Below are 20,638 nucleotides of genomic sequence, written 5' to 3'. Positions count from 1 at the left end.
CCTTCGAGGACCTGCGCACAGGGGATTGCCGAGCGGGGGTGAGTCGACCCGCCCAAGGGGGCGCGGGCGGCTGCATGTGCGGCTCGCGCGGGCGCGACCGGCCACGGACGGCCCACGGTGTTCGACGTACCACCGCGGAGCGCTACGCGCGTTTGTAGACGGGCGGCCGCTTCTCCGTGAAGGCGCGGGCGCCTTCCTTGGCGTCGGCGGTGTCGAACACGGGCCATCCGCGGGCCAGTTCGGCGGCGAGCCCGTCGGTCTCGGTCAACTCGGCGGTCTCGTACACGGACGCCTTCACGGCCTCCACGGCAAGTGGGCCGCAGGCGTTGACCCGTTCGGCGATCTCCAACGCCTTCTCCAGGGCCTCGCCGTCGGGGACGACGTGCCCGACCAGGCCGATGTCGGCGGCTTCCCGGGCGGTGTAGGGCCGGCCGGTCAGCAGCATCTCCAGGGCGTGGGTGCGCGGGATCTGGCGTGGCAGGCGGACCGTCGAGCCGCCGATCGGGAAGAGGCCGCGTCTGACCTCGAAGAGGCCGAAGGTGGCGGACTCGCCGGCGACGCGGATGTCGGTGCCCTGGAGCATCTCGGTGCCGCCCGCCACGCAGTACCCCTCGACGGCGGCGATCACCGGCTTGCGGGGGCGGTGGTGGCGCAGCATCGCCTTCCAGTGCAGGTCGGGATCGGCTTTGAGCCGGTCGCGGTACTGCTCGCCCTCCATGCCCTGGCCGGCCAGGGCCTTGAGGTCCATGCCGGCGCAGAAGGAGCCGCCCGCGCCGGTGAACACGATCGAGCGGATCGAGTCGTCCTCGTCGGCCTCCAGCCAGCCGTCGTACAGGCCGACGAGCATGGCCAGCGAGAGCGCGTTCCTGGCCTCGGGCCTGTTGAGCGTGAGCACCAGTGTGGCGCCCTCGCGCTGCACGGTGAGGTGTTCCGTACCGCCCATCGGCGTCTCCCCTCGGTAGGTCCTGTCCCTTGGTGCCGCGTCCAGAACGAGAACAGGTTGCAGGAGGCGTGATGGCAGTTCAAGGGTTTTCTGACAGTCAGTCAGATTTATTGGCGCGAGCTCTTCCCAGTTGCCGTGCCCTTTGCTCAGATGGCCGACGAACCGTCAGGGAACCAGGTGCCCGGTCAGGAGGAGCGGTGGAGTACAACATTGCCGACCTGTTCGAGTCGGTCGTCGACGTGGCGGCGGACCGTGAGGCGCTCGTGTACGTCGACCACCCCGGCACGGGCGCGGAACGCCGTCTGACGTACGCGGAGCTGGACGCCGCGGCCAACCGGATCGGCCACCACCTTCTCGACAGCGGCATCCGCCCCGGCGAGCACCTCGGTCTGCACCTGTACAACGGCGTCGAGTACCTCCAGACGGTGCTGGGCTGCCTCAAGGCGCGGATCGTGCCGGTCAACGTCAACTACCGGTATGTGGAAGAGGAGTTGGTCTACCTCTACCGGGACGCGGATCTGGTGGCGCTCGTCTTCGACGCGGAGTTCACGGACCGGGTGGCGACGGCGCTGCCGCAGACGCCGGCGCTGCGGCATCTGATCCGGGTCGGGCCGCCGGGCGAGGGCATCGCCTCCTTCACCGACGCCGAGGCGAGCGGCTCGCCCGCGCGCGGCTTCCCGGCCCGCTCGGGCGACGACCAGTTCATCATCTACACCGGCGGCACGACCGGCCTGCCCAAGGGTGTGATGTGGCGTCAGGAGGACCTGTTCTTCTCCGGGCTGGGGGGCGGCTCGCCGACCGGGGAACCGGTGAAGAAGCCGGAGGAGATCGCCGAGCGGGTCGCCGCCGGCGGTACGGGAATCACCTTCTTCCCCACCCCGCCGCTGATGCACGGCACCTCCACCCTCACCGCGTTCATCGGCTTCAACTTCGGTCAACGTGTCGTGATCCACCGCAAGTTCGTGCCGGAGGAGGTGCTGAGGACGATCGAGAAGGAGAAGGTCACCAGCATCTCCCTGGTGGGCGACGCGATGCTGCGGCCGTTGATCGACGCGCTCGAAGGTCCGCTGAGAGGCACCGATTGCTCGTCGGTGTTCAGCGTGTCCTCGTCCGGGGCGATCATGTCGGACACGGTCCGCCGACAGTTCCGGGCGCTGCTGCCGAACGCGATGCTGCTGAACAACTTCGGTTCGTCGGAGTCGGGTTTCAACGGCACGGCGACGGAGGACTCGGGTCCCGAGCGCGGCTTCCGTGTCCGTGTCAACTCCCGCACCCGGGTCGTCGATCCGGCCACCCACGAACCGGTCGCCGCGGGCGAGGTCGGACGGGTCGCCCAGCGCGGTCACGTGCCCCTCGGTTACTACAACGACCCGGCGAAGACGGCCGAGACCTTCTTCCTCAAGGACGGCGAACGCTGGGTCCTGCTCGGTGACATGGCGACCGTCGACGAGGAGGGCGTGGTCGTCGTCCTGGGGCGCGGCTCGCAGTGCATCAACACCGGGGGCGAGAAGGTCTACCCCGAGGAGGTCGAGCAGGCGCTGAAGTCGCATCCGGACGTGTACGACGCCCTGGTGGCGGGGGTTCCCGACTCGACGTGGGGCAACCATGTGGCGGCGGTCGTGCAGGTGCGCGACGGTGCCGCGCCGCCCTCGTTGGAGGACATCCAGGGCCACTGCCGCTCCCGGCTCGCCGGCTACAAGATCCCGCGTCAGCTGGTGGTCACGGAGTCCATCCGCCGTTCGCCGAGCGGGAAGGCGGACTACCGGTGGGCACGGGAGGTGGCGGTCGCCGAGGACCGTTGACCCCACCCGTCCGGACGCGTGTCCCCGGGTTCCGGTTCGGGGGCGTCGGTTCGAAGGCGTCAGCTCCAGGGCGTGACCGTCAGCCGGACGCCCGCCCCCTCCCCGGGATCGGCGCCGCCGTGGCGGGCAGGGGGAATGGGCCGGCCGGACACCGCTGCCCGGGTCCTCGTCACCGCGCGGCGGTGGGCGACCGTTCGCCGGTGAACCACCTTCGGCTCAGGCGGGCGGCATCCCGGCGGCGACCGGAACCCCGTCGAGGAAGGCGCGGGCGCGTCCGGCGAACCACCGCGGGTCGTCCAGCCACGGGTAGTGGCCGGCCCGGGGCTGTACGGCGAACTCGGCGTTCGGGAAGGCGTCGGCGACGAGCCGGGCGAGTTCGGGCCGGGGCCCGCCGTCCATCTCGCCGGCGAGCACCAGCACCGGGGCGGTCACCGCCGCGAGGGCGGTGCGCAGGGCGGGAGGGTCGAAGGCGCCCGGGCCGAAGAAGCGCTCCTCCGCCTCGGCGTTGGTCTGCTCGTCCGTGGCCGCCTCGAGGGCGCGGGCGGTGGCGTCCCAGCGGCCGTGGAAGAACGCCGCGACGGCGGACCAGTCGGGATCGCCCTCGCCCGCGAGCCATGCCTCGAACGCGGGGAACGCGGCGGCGAACCATGGTTCGTCCTCGCGCAGCCGCGCCGCCGTCAGCCGGTCCTCGGCCGTGGCCGGCCGGCCCAGGGCCCACGGCGTCGCGGTGATCAGCGCGAGCCGGGAGACCCGCCTCGGGTGCCGGGCCGCGTACAGCAGCGCGAGGCTGCCGCCCGCCGAGTGGGCGAGCACGTCGATCCGCTCCTGTCCGAGATGGGCGCGCAGCGCCTCGACGTCGTCGACCTGCCGGTCGCAGCGGTACGTCGCCGGGTCGGCCGGGACGGCGGAGTCTCCGGTGCCGCGCAGGTCGAGGAGGACCAGCCGGCGGTGGGCGGTGAGACCGCCGAGGTCGCCGAGGTAGGCGGAGGCGCGCATGGGGCCACCGGGCAGCACGACGAGCGGCTCGCCCTCGCCCCGCAGGTGGTAGGCGAGTTCGGTCCCGTCCGGCGCGGTGAAGGTCGGCATGCCCCGATCCTCGACGGCGGCCGCGTCGCACGCAACGGAGTTCTCCCGGGCGAAATTCACCACCGCCCTCTTGCCCGGGGCCCGTGGGCCTGGATTACTGATCGTGAACGAGATCGACCGAATGATCGGTCGCCCGTATTGACATGGTTCGACGAGGGTGACGAGGGAGAAGACCCCATGACGGACGCGAGCAACCCGCTGGACGAGGGCGAGCGCCTCGACGAGGACGCCCTGCGCGCCCTGCAACGGGAACGGCTGCGGGCCTCACTGCGCCACGCGTACGCCAACGTGCCCTTCTACCGGGAGTCGTTCGACAAGGCCGGGGTCCATCCCGACGACTGCCGCGACCTCGGCGACCTGTCCCGCTTCCCCTTCACCACCAAGGCCGACCTGCGCGAGCACTACCCGTACGGGATGTTCGCCGTGCCCCGGGACCGCGTCCGCCGCATTCACGCCTCCAGCGGCACGACCGGTCGCCCGACCATCGTCGGCTACACGGACTCCGACCTGTCCATCTGGGCCGACATGGTGGCCCGTTCGCTCCGTGCCGCGGGCGGCCGACCCGGCGACACGGTCCATGTGGCGTACGGCTACGGCCTGTTCACCGGGGGCCTCGGCGCCCACTACGGCGCCGAACGCCTCGGCTGTACGGTGATCCCGGCGTCCGGCGGCATGACGTCCCGTCAGGTGCGGCTGATCCTGGATCTCGAGCCCCGGATCATCATGGTGACCCCGTCCTACATGCTCACGCTGCTCGACGAGTTCGAGCGCCAGGGCGTCGACCCGCGCTCCACGTCGCTGCGGGTGGGCGTCTTCGGCGCCGAGCCGTGGACGGAACGGATGCGCCAGGAGATCGAGGACCGGTTCGCGATCGACGCCGTCGACATATACGGGCTGTCGGAGGTGATCGGTCCCGGGGTCGCACAGGAGTGCGTGGAGACGAAGGACGGCCTGCACATCTGGGAGGACCACTTCTATCCCGAGGTCGTCGACCCGATCACCGGCGAGGTGCTCCCGGAGGGCGAGGAGGGCGAGCTGGTCTTCACCTCGCTCACCAAGGAGGCGATGCCGGTCGTCCGCTACCGCACCCGTGACCTGACCCGTCTGCTGCCGGGCACGGCACGCGTCTTCCGGCGCATGCGCAAGGTGACCGGCCGCAGCGACGACCTGGTCATCCTGCGCGGAGTGAACCTCTTCCCGACCCAGGTCGAGGAGATCGTGCTCCGCACCCCGGGCGTGGCGCCCCACTTCCAGCTCCGTCTGACCCGCGAGGGCCGCCTCGACGCCCTCACGGTCCGCGCGGAGGCCCGCCCCGACGCCACCCCCGAGGACCGCGACGCGGCCGCGCGCACCATCGCGGCGGCCGTGAAGGACGGCATCGGTGTGTCGGTCGCCGTCGAGATCGTCGACCCGGAGTCGCTGGAGCGGTCGGTCGGCAAGATCAGGCGGATCGCGGATCTGCGGCCGCGGGACTCATGAGCCGAACCGTTCGCGCAGTTCCCGCTTCAGGATCTTGCCGCTGGCGTTGCGTGGCAGCTCGTCCACGAACAGCACCCGCTTCGGGGCCTTGAAGTGAGGAAGGTTCTCGCGGGCGTGGGTGACGAGTTCCTCCTCGGTCACCTCGCCGCGCGGGACGACCACGGCCGTGATCGCCTCGATCCACTTCTCGTCGGGCAGGCCGATCACGGCGGCCTCGGCGACCGCCTCGTGGGTGTACAGAGCGTCCTCGACCTGGCGGGAAGCGACCAGGACGCCACCGGAGTTGATGACGTCCTTCACGCGGTCGACGATCGTGAAGTAGCCGTGGGCGTCGCGCACGGCGAGGTCGCCGGAGTGGAACCAGCCGTCGCGGAAGGCCTCGGCGGTCTCCTCGGGTTTGTCCCAGTAGCCCTCGCAGAGCTGCGGGGACCGGTAGACGATCTCGCCGGAGGTGCCGTCGGGGACGTCCTCGCCGCTCTCGTCGACGACGCGGGCGTCCACGAACAGGACCGTGCGCCCGCAGGAGTCCAGCCTGCCCTTGTGCTCGTCGGGGGCGAGGACGGTGGCCAGCGGGCCGATCTCGCTCTGGCCGAAGCAGTTGTAGAAGCCCAGCCCGGGGAGGCGTTCGCGCAGGCGTTCCAGGACGGGCACCGGCATGATCGACGCCCCGTAGTACGCCTTGCGCAGCCCGCTCAGGTCGCGGGTCGTGAAGTCGGGGCGGTTCGCGAGGCCGATCCACACGGTGGGCGGGGCGAAGAGGCTGTCGACGCGGTCCGCCTCGATCAGGTCGAAGAGGCGGTCGCCGTCGGGGGCGTCCAGAATGATGTTCGTGGCGCCGACCGCGAGGTACGGCAGCAGGAACACGTGCAGTTGCGCCGAGTGGTACAGCGGGAGCGAGTGCGCGGGGCGGTCGCCGGCGCTCAGGTCGAGGGCGGTGATCGCGCTCAGGTACTCGTGCACCAGGGCGCGGTGGGTCATCATGGCGCCCTTGGGCAGAGCCGTGGTGCCCGAGGTGTAGAGCAGCTGCACCAGGTCCTCGGTGCGCGGCTCGGGACCGTCGTACAGGGGGGCCTCGGGCAGTCGGGCGAGGAGTGAGTCCTCCGCGTCGCGCAGCGCCAACTCCCTCGTGGCGTCCGGGAGCCGCCCGGCCAGGTCCGGGTCGGTGAGGACCAGCGCGCTGCCCGACTGACGGACGATGTACGCCAGGTCCTCGCCGGTCAGGTTCTGGTTGACGGGCACGTGCACCAGACCGGCGCGGGCACAGGCGAGGAAGGCGATGAGGTAGGCGTCGGAGTTGTGGCCGTAGGCACCGACCCGGTCGCCGGGGGCCAGGCCCTCGCCGAGCAGGACGCCCGCCGCGCGCGAGACGGCCTCGTCGAGTTCCTCGTAGGTCCAGGTGCGGTCGCGGTACTCCACCGCGACCCGCGCCGGGGTGCGGCGGGCGCTGCGCCGCAGCACCCCGTCGACGGTGCTGCCATGTCCGGGCGTCATGACCAATGATCCTCGGACGGCGACCCGGGCAGGTCAAGTCGTCGGCGGCCCCTCGGGCCACGGCTCCCGCCACGCCCGTGCGGCCGTCGGGCACACGCCGATGCCGACGATGGTCTGTTCGCGGATGACTGACCCCCGGGCCGGCGAGCGCCCTCACCCGGCTTCGGTCGATGTCGCGGTCCGCACCGGGGGGCCGTTCGGGGCGGCACACAACGGCACCGGGGCCCGCCCCTCCCCCCGGGGGCGGGCCCCACGCCTCCTCGGTCCCGCTCACACGGGCCGCGTCCGACCCTCCCAGTAGGGCTCCCGCAGCCGTCGCTTGTAGAGCTTGCCGTTGGGGTCGCGGGGCATCTCGGTGATGAAGTCGATACTCCTGGGGCGCTTGTAACCGGCCAGCCGGTCGGCGCAGTGGTCGAGGAGGGCGGCGGCGAGAGCGGGTCCCGGCTCGTGGCCGGGGGCCGGTTCGATCACGGCCTTGACCGCCTCGCCCCAGTCGTCGTGGGGGATGCCGAAGGCGGCGGCGTCGGCGACGGCGGGGTGGGCGAGCAGCGCGGACTCGATCTCGGCGGGGTAGATGTTGACGCCGCCCGAGATGATCAGGTCGATCTTGCGGTCGCGGAGGAAGAGGTAACCGTCCTCGTCGAGGACGCCGAGGTCGCCGACGGTGAAGAAGTCGCCGATGCGGTTCTTCTTCGTCTTGTCCTCGTCCTTGTGGTAGGCGAAGCCTCCGGTCGTCATCTTCATGTACACGGTACCGAGTGCACCGGGCGGCAGGCGGTGGCCCTCGTCGTCGAAGATCGCCAGCTCGCTGATGGGCCAGGCCTTCCCGACCGTGCCGGGCTTCTTGAGCCAGTCCTCGGCCGTGGCGAAGGCGCCGCCGCCCTCGCTGGCCGCGTAGTACTCCTCCACGCAGGTGCCCCACCAGTCGATCATCGCCCGCTTCACATGGTCCGGGCAGGGCGCGGCGCCGTGGATGGCGTGCCGCATGGACGACACGTCGTAGCGCGCCCGTACGTCCGCCGGGAGGGCCAGCAGGCGGTGGAACTGGGTCGGGACCATGTGGGTGTGGGTGCACCGGTGGGCGTCGATGAGGCGGAGCATCTCCTGCGGCGTCCACTTGTCCATCAGCACCAGAGGGTGGCCGATGTGCAGGGACGCGGCCGCGAACTGGAGCACGGCCGTGTGGTAGAGCGGCGAGCAGACGAGGTGCACGTTGCCGTCGAACGGCCGGACGCCGAAGATGCCGAGGAATCCGCCGAGATAGGCCTCCTCGGGCAGCTTGCCGGGCAGGGGGCGCCGGATGCCGCGCGGGCGTCCCGTCGTGCCGGAGGTGTAGTTCATGACCCAGCCGAGGGTGCGGTCGGCGGGCGCCGACTCCGGTTGTCCGTCGAGGAGTTCGGCGTACCGGCGGAAGCCCTCGACCTCGCCCACGGCGTACCGGTGGGTGGCGGGCAGGGCGGCCTCGTCGGCGGCCCGGCGTGCCTGGTCGGCGAACCGCTCGTGGGCGAGGAGGACCTTGGCGCCGGAGTCGGACACGATCCAGGCGATCTCCGGTCCCACCAGGTGGTGGTTGACGGGGACGAGGTAGAAGCCGGCCTGGGTGGCGGCGAGGTGGGCGGCGAAGAACTCCGCCGAGTTGGGCAGGACGACGGCGAAGGCGTCGCCGCGTTCCAGTCCGGCGGCGCGCAGTCCGTGCACGAGCCGGTTGGCGGCGGCGTGCAGGCGTCCGGCGCTCCACTTCTCTCCGTCGGGCGCGATCAGGACCGTACGGTCGGGGTCCTGGGCCGCCTGGGCCCAGAAGCCCGCGGGGGGTGTGCTGGTCACTTGCCGCTCCTTCCGGCGATGCGGTTGACGCGGTCCACGGCCTGCTCGAAACCGCGGGTGAGGTCGTCGAAGACGGCGCCGACGCTGCGGACCTCGTTCATCCGGCCGACGATCTGGCCGACGGGCGTGCCGAGCAGGGGGTCGATCTCGTACTTCTGGATGCGCGAGACGGCGTCGGCGACGAGCAGGCCCTGGAGCGGCATCGGAAGGGTTCCCGGCCCGTCGCCGGCGTCCCAGGCGTCGGTCCATTCGGTGCGCAGCTGGCGTGCGGGCTTGCCGGTGAGGGCGCGGGAGCGGACCGTGTCGCCGGAGCCCGCCGCGAGGAGCTTGCGGGTCAGGGCGGCCGAGTGCAGGTCGGCCTCGGCGGTGGTCAGCCAGAGGGAGCCGAGCCATACGCCCTGGGCGCCGAGCGCGAAGGCGGCGGCGATCTGGCGGCCGCTGCCGATGCCGCCCGCGGCGAGGACGGGGAGGGGGGCGACGGCGTCCACGGCCTCCGGAGTGAGCACCATCGACGCGATCTCACCGGTGTGGCCGCCGGCCTCGTAGCCCTGCGCCACCACGATGTCGATGCCCGCCTCCTTGTGCTTGAGCGCGTGCCGCGCGCTGCCCGCGAGCGCGGCGACGAGCACGTCCCGCTCGTGGGCGCGGGCGACGATGTCGGCGGGCGGGGAGCCGAGGGCGTTGGCCAGCAACCGGATCGGGTAGTCGAAGGCGACGTCGAGCTGACTGCGGGCGACCTGTTCCATCCAGCCGGTGATGCGCCAGCCGGACGCCTCGCCCTCGGCCAGCTCGGGCACCCCGTACTTGGCGAGGGTGTCCCGTACGAACTGCCGGTGCGTTTCGGGGATCATCGCCTCGACGTCCGCCTCCGTGACCCCTTCGACCTTCTTCGCGGGCATGACGACGTCGAGCCCGTACGGCTTGCCGTCGACATGCGCCTCGATCCAGTCGAGGTCGCGTTTGAGGTCGTCGGGCGCGGTGTAGCGGACCGCTCCGAGCACACCGAATCCGCCGGCGCGGCTGATGGCGGCGGCGACGGCGGGGAACGGCGTGAAGCCGAAGACGGCGTGCTCGATGCCCAGTTGCTTGCTCAGCTCCGTCTGCATGGGCGCAGGATGCCGCAGCCGGTGCGACGACGGAAGCCTCTTTCTGATACTCCGTCAGATTTCTTGGGACGGCCGTCCCGGCAGCGGTGGCAGACCGGTGCCTCAGCCGGGTACGTCCATCCGCTGGGTGCCGACGACCGACAGCAGCCGCAGCGCCTCCTCGGACGGCGAGCCCGGGGCGGCCGTGTAGATGACCACCCGCTGGTCCCGGTCGGTGATGTCCAGGACGTCGCAGTCGACGCTGACGGGACCGACCAGGGGGTGGTCGAAGGTCTTGCACAGGGTGGGCCGCGCGGACACCTCGTGGGCCGCCCACAACTCGGCGAACTCCTCGCTGCCGGTGAGCAGTTCGCTGATCAGCGCGGTCAGTTCGGGATCCCCCGGGTAGCGGGCGGCGGCGGCGCGCAGGTGCTGGGCCGCCGTCCGGGCGAACTCCTCGACGTCGGACACGCCGTACAGCCGGGCACCGCCGCGCCGGGGCTCCAGGAAGGCCCGCCGGACGAGGTTGCGGTCCCGGCGCGGCAGAGCCGAGAAGTCCTCCATCAGGGCGGCGGCCAGCGCGTTCCAGGCGATGACCTCGTAGGTCGCCGACAGGACGATCGCGGCGGCCTGCGGCAGCCGGTGCAGCAGGTCGACGATGCTCTGCCGCACCTCGCGCGAGGGACCGGGCGCGGGCCCGGGCGGTGTGCCCGCCAGGTGGTGGAGGTGGTCGCGCTCGGCGTCCGACAGGCGCAGGGCGCGGGCGATCTGGGCCAGCACCTCGCGGGACGGGTGCGGGGCGCGGGCCTGCTCCAGGCGGGTGTAGTACTCGGTCGAGATGAACGCCAGCTGGGCCACCTCCTCGCGGCGCAGTCCGGGGGTGCGCCGACGCGGCCCGGCGGGCAGCCCCGCGTCGGCGGGGGTGATGCGTTCGCGTCGGCCGCGCAGGAAGTCGGCCAGTTCTCGTCGGTCCACGTCCCGAGTGTGCGCGGTAGGCCGTGCGCCGAGCCAGGTACCGGTGGTGCCTGGATGCGCGCCGAGGCCCGGCGCAGGCTCGTCGGCATGACCCACACCACGACCGGCACGACCACCCCCACTTCCCACCCGGCCCCGGGCCTGCTCGCCGGCAAGGTCGCCTTCGTCAGCGGTGCCGGCCGCGGCATCGGCGCCGCCGCGGCACGGCTGTTCGCCCGGGAGGGCGCCCGAGTGCTCCTCACGGCCCGCACGGAGACCCAGCTCAAGGCGGTGACCGAGGAGATCCGGGCGGCCGGCGGCACCGCGGAGTACGTGCCTTGCGACCTGGCCGAGCCGGCCAGCGTCCGGGCCGCCGTCGACCGGACCGTGGAGCTGTTCGGCAGGCTGGACGTCGCCTTCAACAACGCGGCGGCCATGCAGCCGCCCGGTCCGATGGACGAGCTGCCGGAGAGCGACTTCGACCACGTCCTCGCCGTCAACCTCAAGGGGCCCTGGCTCGCGATGAAGGCGCAGATCGCGGCGATCCGTGCCACCTCGCGGACCGGTGCCGTCGTGAACACCTCCAGCGTCGGCAGTCTGATGGCCAACCCGGCGCTTCCCGTGTACGGCGCGGCCAAGCGGGCGCTGAACAGCCTGACCGCGTCGGCCGCCGCGACCTACGGCCCCGAGGGGATCCGGGTCAACGCCATCGCGCCCGGTACGACGCTGACCGAGATGATCGACGCCTGGGAGACGAACACCCCCGGGATCGTCGACCGGCTCAACGCCCTCACCCCGCTGGGCCGCCCCGCCGACCCGGAGGAGGTCGCCCAGGCCGCCGCCTGGCTGCTGAGCGACCGGGCCTCGTACGTCACCGGCACGGTCCTGCGGGTCGACGGGGGCATGCGGGCCTGAGCCCCGGGCCCCTCAGCCGGCGGCCGGGGCCTCCAGCACCGCCATCGCCGCGTTGTGGCCCGGCACCCCGCTCACCCCTCCCCCGCGCACCGCGCCCGCTCCGCACAGCAGCACGTTGGCGTGCCGGGTCTCCACACCCCAGCGGCCGGTGCCCTCCTGGGCGTACGGCCAGGCCAGGTCGCGGTGGAAGATGTTGCCGCCGGGCAGCCCGAGATCGCGTTCCAGGTCCAGCGGGGTCCTCGCCTCGATGCAGGGGCGGCCGTCGGCGTCGGTGGCCAGACAGTCGGCGAGCGGTTCGGCGAGGTGGGCCTCCAACTGGGCGAGCGTCGCCCTCAGAAGCTCCTCGCGCACGGCGTCGTTGTCCCGTGCGAAGAGCCGGGCGGGCGTGTGCAGACCGAACAGGGTCAGCGTCTGGTGGCCCCGCGCCACGAGGTCCGGTCCGAGGATGGTGGGATCGGTCAGGGAGTGGCAGTAGATCTCGGAGGGCGGGGCGGCGGGCAGCTCACCTGCGGCCGCCTGGGCGTGGGCGGCGGCGAGCTGCTCGTAGCCCTCGGCGATGTGGAAGGTCCCGGCGAACGCCTCACGCGGGTCGACGGAGCTGTCCCGCAGCCTGGGCAGACGGGTGAGCAGCATGTTCACCTTGAGCTGTGCGCCCTCGGCGGGGGTGGGCGGCTCGTCGCCGGTCAGGGCCGCGAGCGCTTGCGGGGAGGCGTTCACCAGGACGTGCCGGGCGGCGGCGACGCCCTCACCGTCGGCGGTGCGGTACGTGACTTCCGCCGTACGGCCGTCCGTGTCGACGCGTACCGCCTCGTGCCCGGTGGCCAGGACGGCGCCGGCGTCCCGGGCTGCGGCGGCGAGGGCGTCGGTCAGGGCGCCCATTCCGCCGACCGGGACGTCCCAGGCACCGGTGCCGCCGCCGATCACGTGGTAGAGGAAGCAGCGGTTCTGCTTCAGGGAGGGATCGTGGGCGTCGGCGAAGGTCCCGATGAGGGCGTCGGTGAGGACCACCCCCCGCACCAGGTCGTCCGCGAAGCGCTCCTCGACGGCGACGCCGACGGGCTCCTCGAACAGGGTGCGCCAGGCCTCCTCGTCGTCGACGCGGCGGCGCAGCTCGTCCCGGGTGGGCAGGGGTTCGGTGAGGGTGGGGAAGACCCGCCCCGCCACGCGCCCGGTCATGGCGTAGAAGCGCTCCCAGGCCGCGTACTCGCGCTCGCCGCCGGTCAGCCGGGCGAACGCCCGGCGGGTGCGTTCCTCGCCGCCGCCCACGAGCAGTCCGGTGGGCTGTCCGCCGCGTTCGACGGGGGTGTACGAGGAGATGGTGCGGCCCTGGAGACGGAAGTCCAGCCCCAGGTCCCGCAGGATCTTCCGCGGCAGCAGGCTGACCAGGTACGAGTAGCGTGAGAGCCGGGCGTCGACGCCGGTGAACGGGCGGGTGGAGACGGCGGCGCCCCCGGTGTGGTCGAGCCGTTCCAGGACCAGCACGGACCGGCCGGCCCGGGCCAGATAGGCGGCGGCGACCAGTCCGTTGTGTCCGCCGCCGACGATCACGGCGTCGTAGGCGCCGCGTCCCCGGTGATCCTGGTGTCCCTGGTGTCCCTCGTGAGCTGGCATGGTTCTTCGTAACACGAGCCGATCAAGGTCGGCCAGAGGTGGTCACGGCCGCTCACGCGGATGGTGATCCAGGACCAATGGACACAACGCGCTCACCGGCGCCTGGCCGACACCGGCAGACCGTGCCGCCCCACCCACCACCGGCTGCGCAATCTCACCGCAAGACCTGCGCTCCCCCGCCGCGCGGCGCGCCGCCCGCGCCTACGCCCCGCCGGCCGCCCGCTGCTGCCGTAGCACCGCCACCCTCCGGTACAGCTCGACCGCCTCCTGGCCCCGGCCGAGCTGTTCCAGGCAGTGGGCCTCGTCGTTGCGGCTGGCGAGGGTGTCGGGATGGTCGGCGCCCAGAACCTGCTCGCGGGCCGCCGACACCCGCCGGTACTCGGTCAGGGCATCGGTCCAGCGGCCCAGCCAGCCCAGGCCGACGGCGACCTCGCGGCGACTGACGAGCGTGTCGGGGTGGTCGGCACCCAGGACGCGCTCACGGATCGCGCACACGTCCCGGGACTCGGCGAGAGCCTCCTCCCAGCGGGCCAGCCGTCCGAGGTTGACGCCGAGACCGTGGCGGGCCCGCAGGGTCTCGGGGTGCGCCGGGCCGTGGATGCGGGTGCGGTCCTCCACGAGGTCGCGGTAGAGCTGGAGCGCCTCCGCGCTGCGGCCTAGGCGGCCCAGGCTGATGCCGGTCTCGTAGCGGGCGGCGAGGGTGTCGGGGTGGTCCGGGCCGAGGGCCCGAGCGCGGGCCGACGCGACCTCGCGGTAGGTCTGGAGAGCCTCCGGCCAGCGCCCCAACTGACCCAGTGCGTAGGCGACTTCGTAACGGGTGACCAGCGTGTCCGGATGGGCGGGGCCGAGCACGCGGGCGCGGGCGACGGCCACCTCGCTCGCCATCCGGTGCGACTCCTCCAGACGGCCGAGCCTGCTGAGGTTGAAGGCGAGGTTGTGGCGGCAGCGCAGGGTGTCGGGGTGGTCGGCGCCCGCCGTGCGGACCCGGGCGGCGAGGACCGAGGTGTAGACCTGGTGGGCGTCGAAGTGGCGGCCCAGCCGGCCGAGTACGTAGGCCATCTCCTGGCGGGTGGCGAGGGTGTCGGCGTCGTCGGCGCCGAGCACCCGGGTCCGGGCGGCGGCGATCTCCTGGTACTCGCGCAGCGCGTCGGCGGCGCGGCCGGTGCGGCTCAGGGTGAAGGCGACCTCGTAGCGGCTGGCGAGGGTCTCGGGGTGGTCGGCGCCGAGCAGATGCGCGCGTTCGGCGGCTACGGCGCGGTGCACCTCCCCGGCCTCCGCCCAGCGGCCGAGGCGGCCCAGGCTGAGCCCGGCGCCGTGCCGTGCGGCGAGCGCGGTGAGCGCCTGCGGGGACGGCGTGTCCGGCGCCGGCGGGGCGGGGACCGCGCCGAGCGCCGGCCGGGGGATCCACTCGCCGGTCAGGGCCGCCCCCGCGTCCGGGGGCACGATCCGCAGTCCGGCGCCGGTGGCCTTGTGACCGGTGGTCATGCCCTGCGTCCAGGACGGCAGCCGCGCCTCGCGGCCGGCGGGGCCGGACGGCCGCAGCTCGGGCCGGGGTGTCACCAGGGTCGGCACGTACCCGGGCGCGGTACGGCCGGCCGCGATGCGCCGGACGATGTCACGGGCGTCCTGGGGGCGCTGTTCGGGTCGTTTCGCCAGCAGGTCCAGGATGATCCGGTCGAGGTGTTCGGGCAGGTCGGGGCGGTGTTCGCGGGGCGGCACGGGCGGGGTGTCCCGGTGGCCGACGAGGATCGACCAGGGGTCCTCCAGGTCGAACGGCGGGGCCCCGGTGGCGATCTCGTACAGCACGCACCCCAGCGAGTACAGGTCGCTGCGCCGGTCGACCTCCTCCCCACCGATCTGCTCCGGGGACATGTAGTGCGGGGTGCCCATGGCGATGCCGGTGCCGGTGAGGCGGGAGGTGAAGCCGATGTCGTGGCCGAGGCGGGCGATTCCGAAGTCGCAGATCTTCACCGTGCCGTCGGCCAGCCGCACGATGTTCGCGGGTTTCAGGTCGCGGTGCACGATGCCCTGCCGGTGCGTGTAGGCGAGGGCCGCGGCGACCTGGTCGGCGATCTCCACGACCTCGGGGACGGACAGCGGACGGCGCTCGTTGTCGTCGAGCAGCTGACACAGGTTGCTGCCGTCGAGGAGCTCCATGACCAGGAAGAGGACGCCGTCACTGTCGCCGAAGTCGTGGACGACCGTCACCCCGCGGTGCTGGAGCCCGGCGGCGACCCGGCCCTCACGCCGGAACCGCTCACGCAGGACGCGCCCGGTGGACGGGTCGTGGTGCGGGGCGATCGGTTTGAGACACTTCACGGCGACCTGTCGGCCGAGGGACTCGTCGCGGGCGCGCCACACCTCGCCCATGCCGCCGCGCCCGATCAGGTCCAGCAGCCGGTACCGGCCCTGGATCAGCTTGCTCTCCGCCATAGTGCGCCGCCCCCGTTGCCTTCCGGCCCTCCCCTGGCCGGTCCAGTATGGCTGTCTATGGCCCGACTTTGAACGGGGCCGGCCGAGCTTCGGGGCCGAGCCTCGCCATGCCCGCGGAACAGAGCTGGTCGGGTGTCGCCATCGCACCCGTGCGGGAACGCGGCGCGGCAGCGCGCCCATGGTACGCAACTCCCTGGCGCCGGTGGCGGGGGCTCCTGGTCGCCGGCCGACCGCCCCGGACGGCTGACGCCGACCGCGACCGGCCCTCGACCGGCCGGGGCACCAACTCGTGGGCCACTTTTCGCCGACACAGGAAGGCACCGGTTTCATCGGCCGTGTGATCGGTATGTACGCCACCGAAGGCAGCGCACGGCCTTCGACTGGTTCGACCACCACCCCACCGCCGTGCCCGAACCCGACCCTGAGGACAACGTCCATGACATCACCCGGCGTCGACGGCCCACGGCCGACCCGGAGGGCGCTCGTCGTCCGCGGCGGCTGGCAGGGCCATCAGCCCGTGACGATCACCGACCTGTTCCTGCCCTTCCTGCTCAGCAGGGGTTTCGCCGTCGAGACCGCCGAGACCCTGGAGGTGTACGAGGACGCCGCGCTGCTCGCCGCCACCGATTTGGTGGTGCAGTGCTGGACGATGGGCGAGATCACCCCCCAGCAGAGCGAGGGCCTGTCCGCCGCCGTACGCGCGGGCACCGGCCTGGCCGGCTGGCACGGCGGCATCGTCGACTCGTTCCGCGGTGATCTCGGCTACCAACTGCTCACCGGCGGCCAGTTCCTGATGCACCCGCCCGAATTCAGGGACTATGAAGTGCGGTTGGCCCCGGAGCACACGAACCACCCGGTGACGACCGGGCTTGGCGACTTCCGGGTGCGCACCGAGCAGTACTGGCTGGCCACCGACCCGCTCAACGACATCCTCGCGACCACGGTCTTCGCGGCCGGCGACGAGCGGGTACGGCCCGTGGACATGCCCGTGGTGTGGACCCGGACCTGGGGGGCGGGGCGGGTCTTCGTCTCGGCCATCGGCCACAAACCGGACGACTTCGACGTACCTGAGGTAAGGACGATCACCGAAAGGGGACTGCTGTGGGCCGGCCGCTGAGAATCGGCATGGTGGGCGCGGGACGGATCAGCGGCGCCTACCTCGACACGCTGACGCGCCTGGACGGTGTGCGGCTCACTGCCGTCACCGATCTCGACCTGGAGCGGGCCGAGGCTGCGGCGGCCCTCGCCCCGGGCGAGGTCGCCGTGGCAGCCTCGATCACCGACCTGGTGGACCGACAGGACGTCGACGTCCTGCTCAACCTGACCATTCCCGCCGCCCACGCGGAGGTCGCCCTGCTCGCGCTGTCGGCGGGCAAGCACGTGTACGGCGAGAAGCCTTTGGCAGCCACCCGCGAAGAGGCACGGGACGTGCTCGCAGCGGCGCAGGTCGGCGGGCTGCGGGTAGCCTGCGCACCGGACACGGTTCTCGGCACCGGGCTCCAGACCGCCCGCCAGGCCGTCGACGACGGGCTGATCGGCCGCCCGATCGCCGCCACCGCCTGCATGACCACGCCAGGACACGAACGCTGGCACCCCGACCCGGAGTTCTACTACCAGCCCGGCGGCGGCCCGTTGCTCGACATGGGCCCGTACTACCTGTCCGCCCTGGTCCACCTGCTCGGCCCGGTCGTCCGCGTCACCGGAGCGGCCTCCCGCCCCCGCGCCCAACGCCGGATCGGCAGCGGGCCACGGGCCGGACAGCGCTTCCCCGTCGAGATCCCCACACATGTCACAGGCGTGCTGGAACACGCCGACGGCGCCCTGACGACCCTGCTCATGAGCTTTGACATACAGGCCGCCCGGCTGCCGTCGATCGAAGTCCACGGCACCGGCGGATCACTGTCCGTACCCGACCCCAACGGCTTCGGCGGCAACGTCGAACTGCACCGCGGCGGCGACTGGGAGGTTCTGCCGGTCTCGGCCGGCCACCGGTTCGGGGGGCGCGGCATCGGCCTCGCCGACCTCGCTGACGCGCTCGGCGCTGGGCGCCCGCACCGCGCCTCGGGCGACCTCGCAGCTCATGTGCTGGACGTGATGCTCACCCTGCTGGACGCCGCCCGGACCGGCACCTCCCTGCCGGTGGCCTCGACCTGCGAACGACCCGCCCGCGTGGAGCTCACCCCGCAGACACCGGACACCGTTCCCGCCGCCTGATCCAGTACGTGCGGCTTCGACGGTAGTTCGGCAGCACGCCGCGCCTGCGGGCCGGAGCACCCTTAGCATGCTGAATGTGCGACCCATTCTCCCGAAGATCGAGGGCGGCCGGGTACAGGGCCTCCTGCAGCTCATCGAGGACGGCATCCACCTCGTCGTCGCGGCGCTCCTCGTACTGCTCGCGGGGCTCCTGACCGTCGAGGTTGTCCATGACGTCATCCGGTCGGTCCAGGGGCCGTACCGCGGGGAGACGGTCGTTCTCTCCGCCCTGGACAGCAGCCTGGTGCTGTTCATCGTGGCCGAGCTGCTCCACACCGTCCGCCTCACCATCAGGAACCGGACCCTCGACGCGGAGCCGTTCCTCGTCGTCGGCCTGATTGCCGGCATCCGCAGGGTGCTCATCGTGACGGCCGAGGCGGAGAAGTCCTTCCGGTGGAACGTCGAGGGGATCGAACTGCTCATCCTGGCGGGGCTGATCCTCGTGATGGCGACAGCGGTGTACGTGTGGCGGCGCTCGACGCGGCCGGGAGACTACTTCCCGCTCCAGGAGGCTCGGCGTTCCCCGTCGCCGGAGCCGTCACCCACTCCGGTGCGCGGGTCCTGATCCGTCACCTTCAGCCACGGCCGCCCGCACCCGTTGCTCCTCGCGAGCGGAGCCGACGTCCCGTTCCAGGGGTGTGCGGTTTACGGCTGTCGTGAGGTCCTCCAGGGCCCGCTTCTGCAGTTCCGCCCCGCGCCGTAGCACCGGGCTCCGGTCCCCGGCGGCGGCTCCATCCCACGCGTGGAGCGCTTCTTCCACGCGCCCCCAGTCCGGATTCCTGTGCTCGCGCACGTCGACTGCCGCCTGCGCGGTGTCCGCCTCCAGAGCCTCGGCGAGTCGCTCCGCCTCGGGGGCGAAACGGATGTCGGCCTGCGGGACATGGCTCTCCATGAGCATCGCCGCCCGGTCGAGTCCCTTGAGCGCCTCCTGCGCCTCCTCCGCCTCGCGCGATGTCAGACCTCTGGGGCGGACCGGTTCCTGCCTTGCCTGGTCGTAGGCCTCCTGCCAGGCGGCGCGTGCCTCCCTGCTGGCCAGCAGGGCCCTGCGCATGTCGGCTCGATGTTCCCGGGTCGGTTCGGCGTAGCTGCGGAGCACTGCGGCCGCGTAACGGCCGTTGGCGGCGAGCCAGTCCGCCAGCCGGCTCGGCAGCCGGGGGGTCTCCCATGCGGGGAACACCACGTATGCCAGCATGGCCAGGGCCCCGCCGAGCAGGGTGAGCACCACCCGCTCCGGGACCGTCTGCTCCCATGCCTGGCCCCCCATGCCGAGCAGGAAGACGACGTACGCGGCAGTGAAGCACTGGGAGTAGGCGTAGCCGGTACGGATCAGCGTGTACGACAGGGCCGCCGAGACCACCGCCAGCGCACCGAACACATGGGCGTCCGGGCCCAGAGCCCGCACCATCCCGGTGGCGAGCGCGACCCCCGCCAGGGTCCCGGCGAGACGGCCCACCGCACGCGCGTACGTCCGGTGGAAATCGGGCCGCATCACCATCACCGAGGCGATGGGCGCCCAATAGCCGTGGCCCACGGGTAGCCGGGAAGCGATGAGATAGCCGAGCGTGGCCACCGCCGCCAGGCGGACGGCGTGCCGGAACACGGGCGAGTCCCGGCTGAGCTCACGGCGGACCGCCCGGACGACGACCGGGAGCAGCTGGAACATTGTCGGGCGCACCAGGAACTGGGCGCTCGCGGGGCCGGACGGCGTAGGCGCCTTGTCGCGCGCGACGCCGCTCCCGGCGATCTCCGACGCCTCGGCGAGCAGTTCCACGAGCCGTTCGGCGGCCTGCCGGGCGGGCCCCTCCAGCACCTCGTGTTCCTCGTCGACGCGCAGGACGTCCGCGCTCCCGGGCGGCACCTCGGCGGGAGTGCCGCGGCGGATCGAACGGGCGGCCGCGTCCAGGACGTCGGCGGCCGTGTCGAGCAGCTCCCGTGCGCGGTCCCGCCCGGGTCCCTCCGCCGGGGCGCCGACGTCAGGGTCGGCGAGCGCGGCGACGACCGGCAGAATGCGCTCGGCGAGGCCCCGGGGGCCGTGGAGGACCGGGGGACGGGTGCGGGCCTGTGACGGCGTCACGGCGGCCGCGTCCCGGGCCGTTGTCAAAGGCACCGGGTCGAACGGGGCGGCCGGGTCGTGCCGCAGCCGGCGGGCGTAGTCCGCCACGGCGGCCAGGGCGTCGGCGAGCGCGTCACGATGCGCCCCCCAACGGCGGATCGGGAACAGCAGGATCAGCACGGCCTGCGCCACGCCTCCGAGCGCGATGACCCCGGCGTGTTCCAGGGCTCGCCCGACGCTCGTCGGCAGGGTGATGGTCACCAGCATGCTGCCGACCGTCGTCGCTGCGACGATCCCAGCGGTCGACCCGAGGGCCCATGCCATCCCCGCGGCAAAAGCCCATACGGCCAGCAGCGGGAGGAGCGTCACGAGTCGCCCCGCCGCCAGGTAGCCCACGAACGTGCTGAGCGCCAGACCCGCGCCCGCGCCGAGCGCGATCACCTTGCGCGGACGCCAGGTGCGCTGGAAGGTGGCCCCACCCGCGGAGTAGGCACCGAGGGCGGCGGACGCGGCGTACGCAGGGGAAACCAGCCACAGCGCCAGCCCGATGACGATCGCCACCCCAGCAGCCGCGCGCAGGGCGAGCAGGGGCTCCAGCCGCGTCTCCTCGATCGTGAGCCCGGATCGAAAGACCTCCCCGAAGGTCCGCAGCCACCTCACGGGTGTGAGCCTAGTCGGAACGCTCTGCCGGGGCGCGTCGGCCGCTCCG

15 protein-coding genes are annotated in these 20,638 nt (G+C 72.6%); 6 read left to right on the top strand and 9 right to left on the bottom strand.

Going from position 1 to position 20,638, the window contains the following annotated elements:
- Positions 1 to 142 precede the first annotated feature (142 nt).
- A complete protein-coding gene (locus tag ACIPFH_RS17260; RefSeq protein ID WP_401827351.1) occupies positions 143 to 943 on the bottom strand; it encodes a crotonase/enoyl-CoA hydratase family protein in 801 nt (266 codons plus the stop codon).
- A gap of 197 nt (positions 944 to 1,140) precedes the next feature.
- Between ACIPFH_RS17260 and ACIPFH_RS17255 the strand changes: the two genes are divergently transcribed.
- On the top strand, positions 1,141 to 2,745 hold the full coding sequence (locus ACIPFH_RS17255; RefSeq protein ID WP_401827349.1) for an acyl-CoA synthetase: 1,605 nt from the start codon (positions 1,141 to 1,143) through the stop codon (positions 2,743 to 2,745).
- 216 nt (positions 2,746 to 2,961) lie between these two features.
- On the opposite strand, the gene ACIPFH_RS17250 is transcribed toward ACIPFH_RS17255, so the two are convergent.
- Positions 2,962 to 3,831, bottom strand: a complete 870-nt coding sequence (locus ACIPFH_RS17250) for an alpha/beta fold hydrolase (protein ID WP_401827348.1) — start codon at positions 3,829 to 3,831, stop codon at positions 2,962 to 2,964.
- Between the two features lie 177 nt (positions 3,832 to 4,008).
- Between ACIPFH_RS17250 and paaK the strand changes: the two genes are divergently transcribed.
- Entirely contained in the window at positions 4,009 to 5,310 is a 1,302-nt protein-coding gene (gene paaK / locus ACIPFH_RS17245; protein ID WP_401827347.1) for a phenylacetate--CoA ligase PaaK, read from the top strand.
- Here the strand turns inward: paaK and ACIPFH_RS17240 are convergent.
- From ACIPFH_RS17240 to ACIPFH_RS17225, 4 genes are all read right to left on the bottom strand, one after another.
- A complete protein-coding gene (locus ACIPFH_RS17240; protein WP_401827345.1) occupies positions 5,305 to 6,801 on the bottom strand; it encodes an acyl-CoA synthetase in 1,497 nt (498 codons plus the stop codon). The two genes, paaK and ACIPFH_RS17240, sit on opposite strands and share 6 nt — an antisense overlap.
- Positions 6,802 to 7,071: 270 nt before the next feature.
- Positions 7,072 to 8,625 carry an acyl-CoA synthetase gene (locus tag ACIPFH_RS17235; RefSeq protein ID WP_401827344.1) on the bottom strand — a complete coding sequence of 518 codons (1,554 nt, stop codon included), beginning with the start codon at positions 8,623 to 8,625 and terminating at the stop codon, positions 7,072 to 7,074.
- A complete protein-coding gene (locus ACIPFH_RS17230; RefSeq protein WP_401827343.1) occupies positions 8,622 to 9,731 on the bottom strand; it encodes an NAD(P)H-dependent flavin oxidoreductase in 1,110 nt (369 codons plus the stop codon). Before ACIPFH_RS17230 ends, ACIPFH_RS17235 begins: the two co-directional genes overlap by 4 nt.
- Before the next feature lie 102 nt (positions 9,732 to 9,833).
- Positions 9,834 to 10,685, bottom strand: a complete 852-nt coding sequence (locus ACIPFH_RS17225) for a helix-turn-helix transcriptional regulator (protein ID WP_401827341.1) — start codon at positions 10,683 to 10,685, stop codon at positions 9,834 to 9,836.
- A gap of 54 nt (positions 10,686 to 10,739) precedes the next feature.
- Here ACIPFH_RS17225 and ACIPFH_RS17220 point away from each other — a divergent pair, with 54 nt between their 5' ends.
- Entirely contained in the window at positions 10,740 to 11,579 is an 840-nt protein-coding gene (locus ACIPFH_RS17220; RefSeq protein WP_401827340.1) for an SDR family NAD(P)-dependent oxidoreductase, read from the top strand.
- Positions 11,580 to 11,591: 12 nt separating this feature from the next.
- Here the strand turns inward: ACIPFH_RS17220 and ACIPFH_RS17215 are convergent, their stop codons facing one another.
- Together ACIPFH_RS17215 and ACIPFH_RS17210 are read right to left on the bottom strand one after the other, a co-directional pair.
- On the bottom strand, positions 11,592 to 13,190 hold the full coding sequence (locus ACIPFH_RS17215; protein WP_401827339.1) for a phytoene desaturase family protein: 1,599 nt from the start codon (positions 13,188 to 13,190) through the stop codon (positions 11,592 to 11,594).
- Positions 13,191 to 13,391: 201 nt separating this feature from the next.
- Positions 13,392 to 15,623, bottom strand: coding sequence for a tetratricopeptide repeat protein (locus ACIPFH_RS17210; protein WP_401827338.1), 2,232 nt, complete (start codon positions 15,621 to 15,623; stop codon positions 13,392 to 13,394).
- Positions 15,624 to 16,059: 436 nt separating this feature from the next.
- Here ACIPFH_RS17210 and ACIPFH_RS17205 point away from each other — a divergent pair, with 436 nt between their 5' ends.
- The 3 genes from ACIPFH_RS17205 to ACIPFH_RS17195 all read left to right on the top strand — a co-directional run bounded on the left by ACIPFH_RS17205 (position 16,060) and on the right by ACIPFH_RS17195 (position 18,441).
- Positions 16,060 to 16,740: a ThuA domain-containing protein gene (locus ACIPFH_RS17205; RefSeq protein ID WP_401827336.1), complete on the top strand. Its 681-nt coding sequence runs from the start codon at positions 16,060 to 16,062 to the stop codon at positions 16,738 to 16,740.
- Positions 16,725 to 17,837: a Gfo/Idh/MocA family protein gene (locus ACIPFH_RS17200; protein WP_401827335.1), complete on the top strand. Its 1,113-nt coding sequence runs from the start codon at positions 16,725 to 16,727 to the stop codon at positions 17,835 to 17,837. Before ACIPFH_RS17205 ends, ACIPFH_RS17200 begins: the two co-directional genes overlap by 16 nt.
- A 67-nt stretch (positions 17,838 to 17,904) precedes the next feature.
- A complete protein-coding gene (locus ACIPFH_RS17195; RefSeq protein WP_401827334.1) occupies positions 17,905 to 18,441 on the top strand; it encodes a phosphate-starvation-inducible PsiE family protein in 537 nt (178 codons plus the stop codon).
- Here the strand turns inward: ACIPFH_RS17195 and ACIPFH_RS17190 are convergent.
- Positions 18,415 to 20,589: an FUSC family protein gene (locus ACIPFH_RS17190; RefSeq protein ID WP_401827332.1), complete on the bottom strand. Its 2,175-nt coding sequence runs from the start codon at positions 20,587 to 20,589 to the stop codon at positions 18,415 to 18,417. The two genes, ACIPFH_RS17195 and ACIPFH_RS17190, sit on opposite strands and share 27 nt — an antisense overlap.
- Positions 20,590 to 20,638 lie beyond the last annotated feature (49 nt).

It is taken from the genome of Streptomyces sp. NPDC088157 (assembly GCF_044741545.1).
GTDB lineage: Bacteria > Actinomycetota > Actinomycetes > Streptomycetales > Streptomycetaceae > Streptomyces.
Note: the sequence above shows the minus strand (reverse complement) of the source record. Positions and strands in the feature narration are given on the sequence as shown.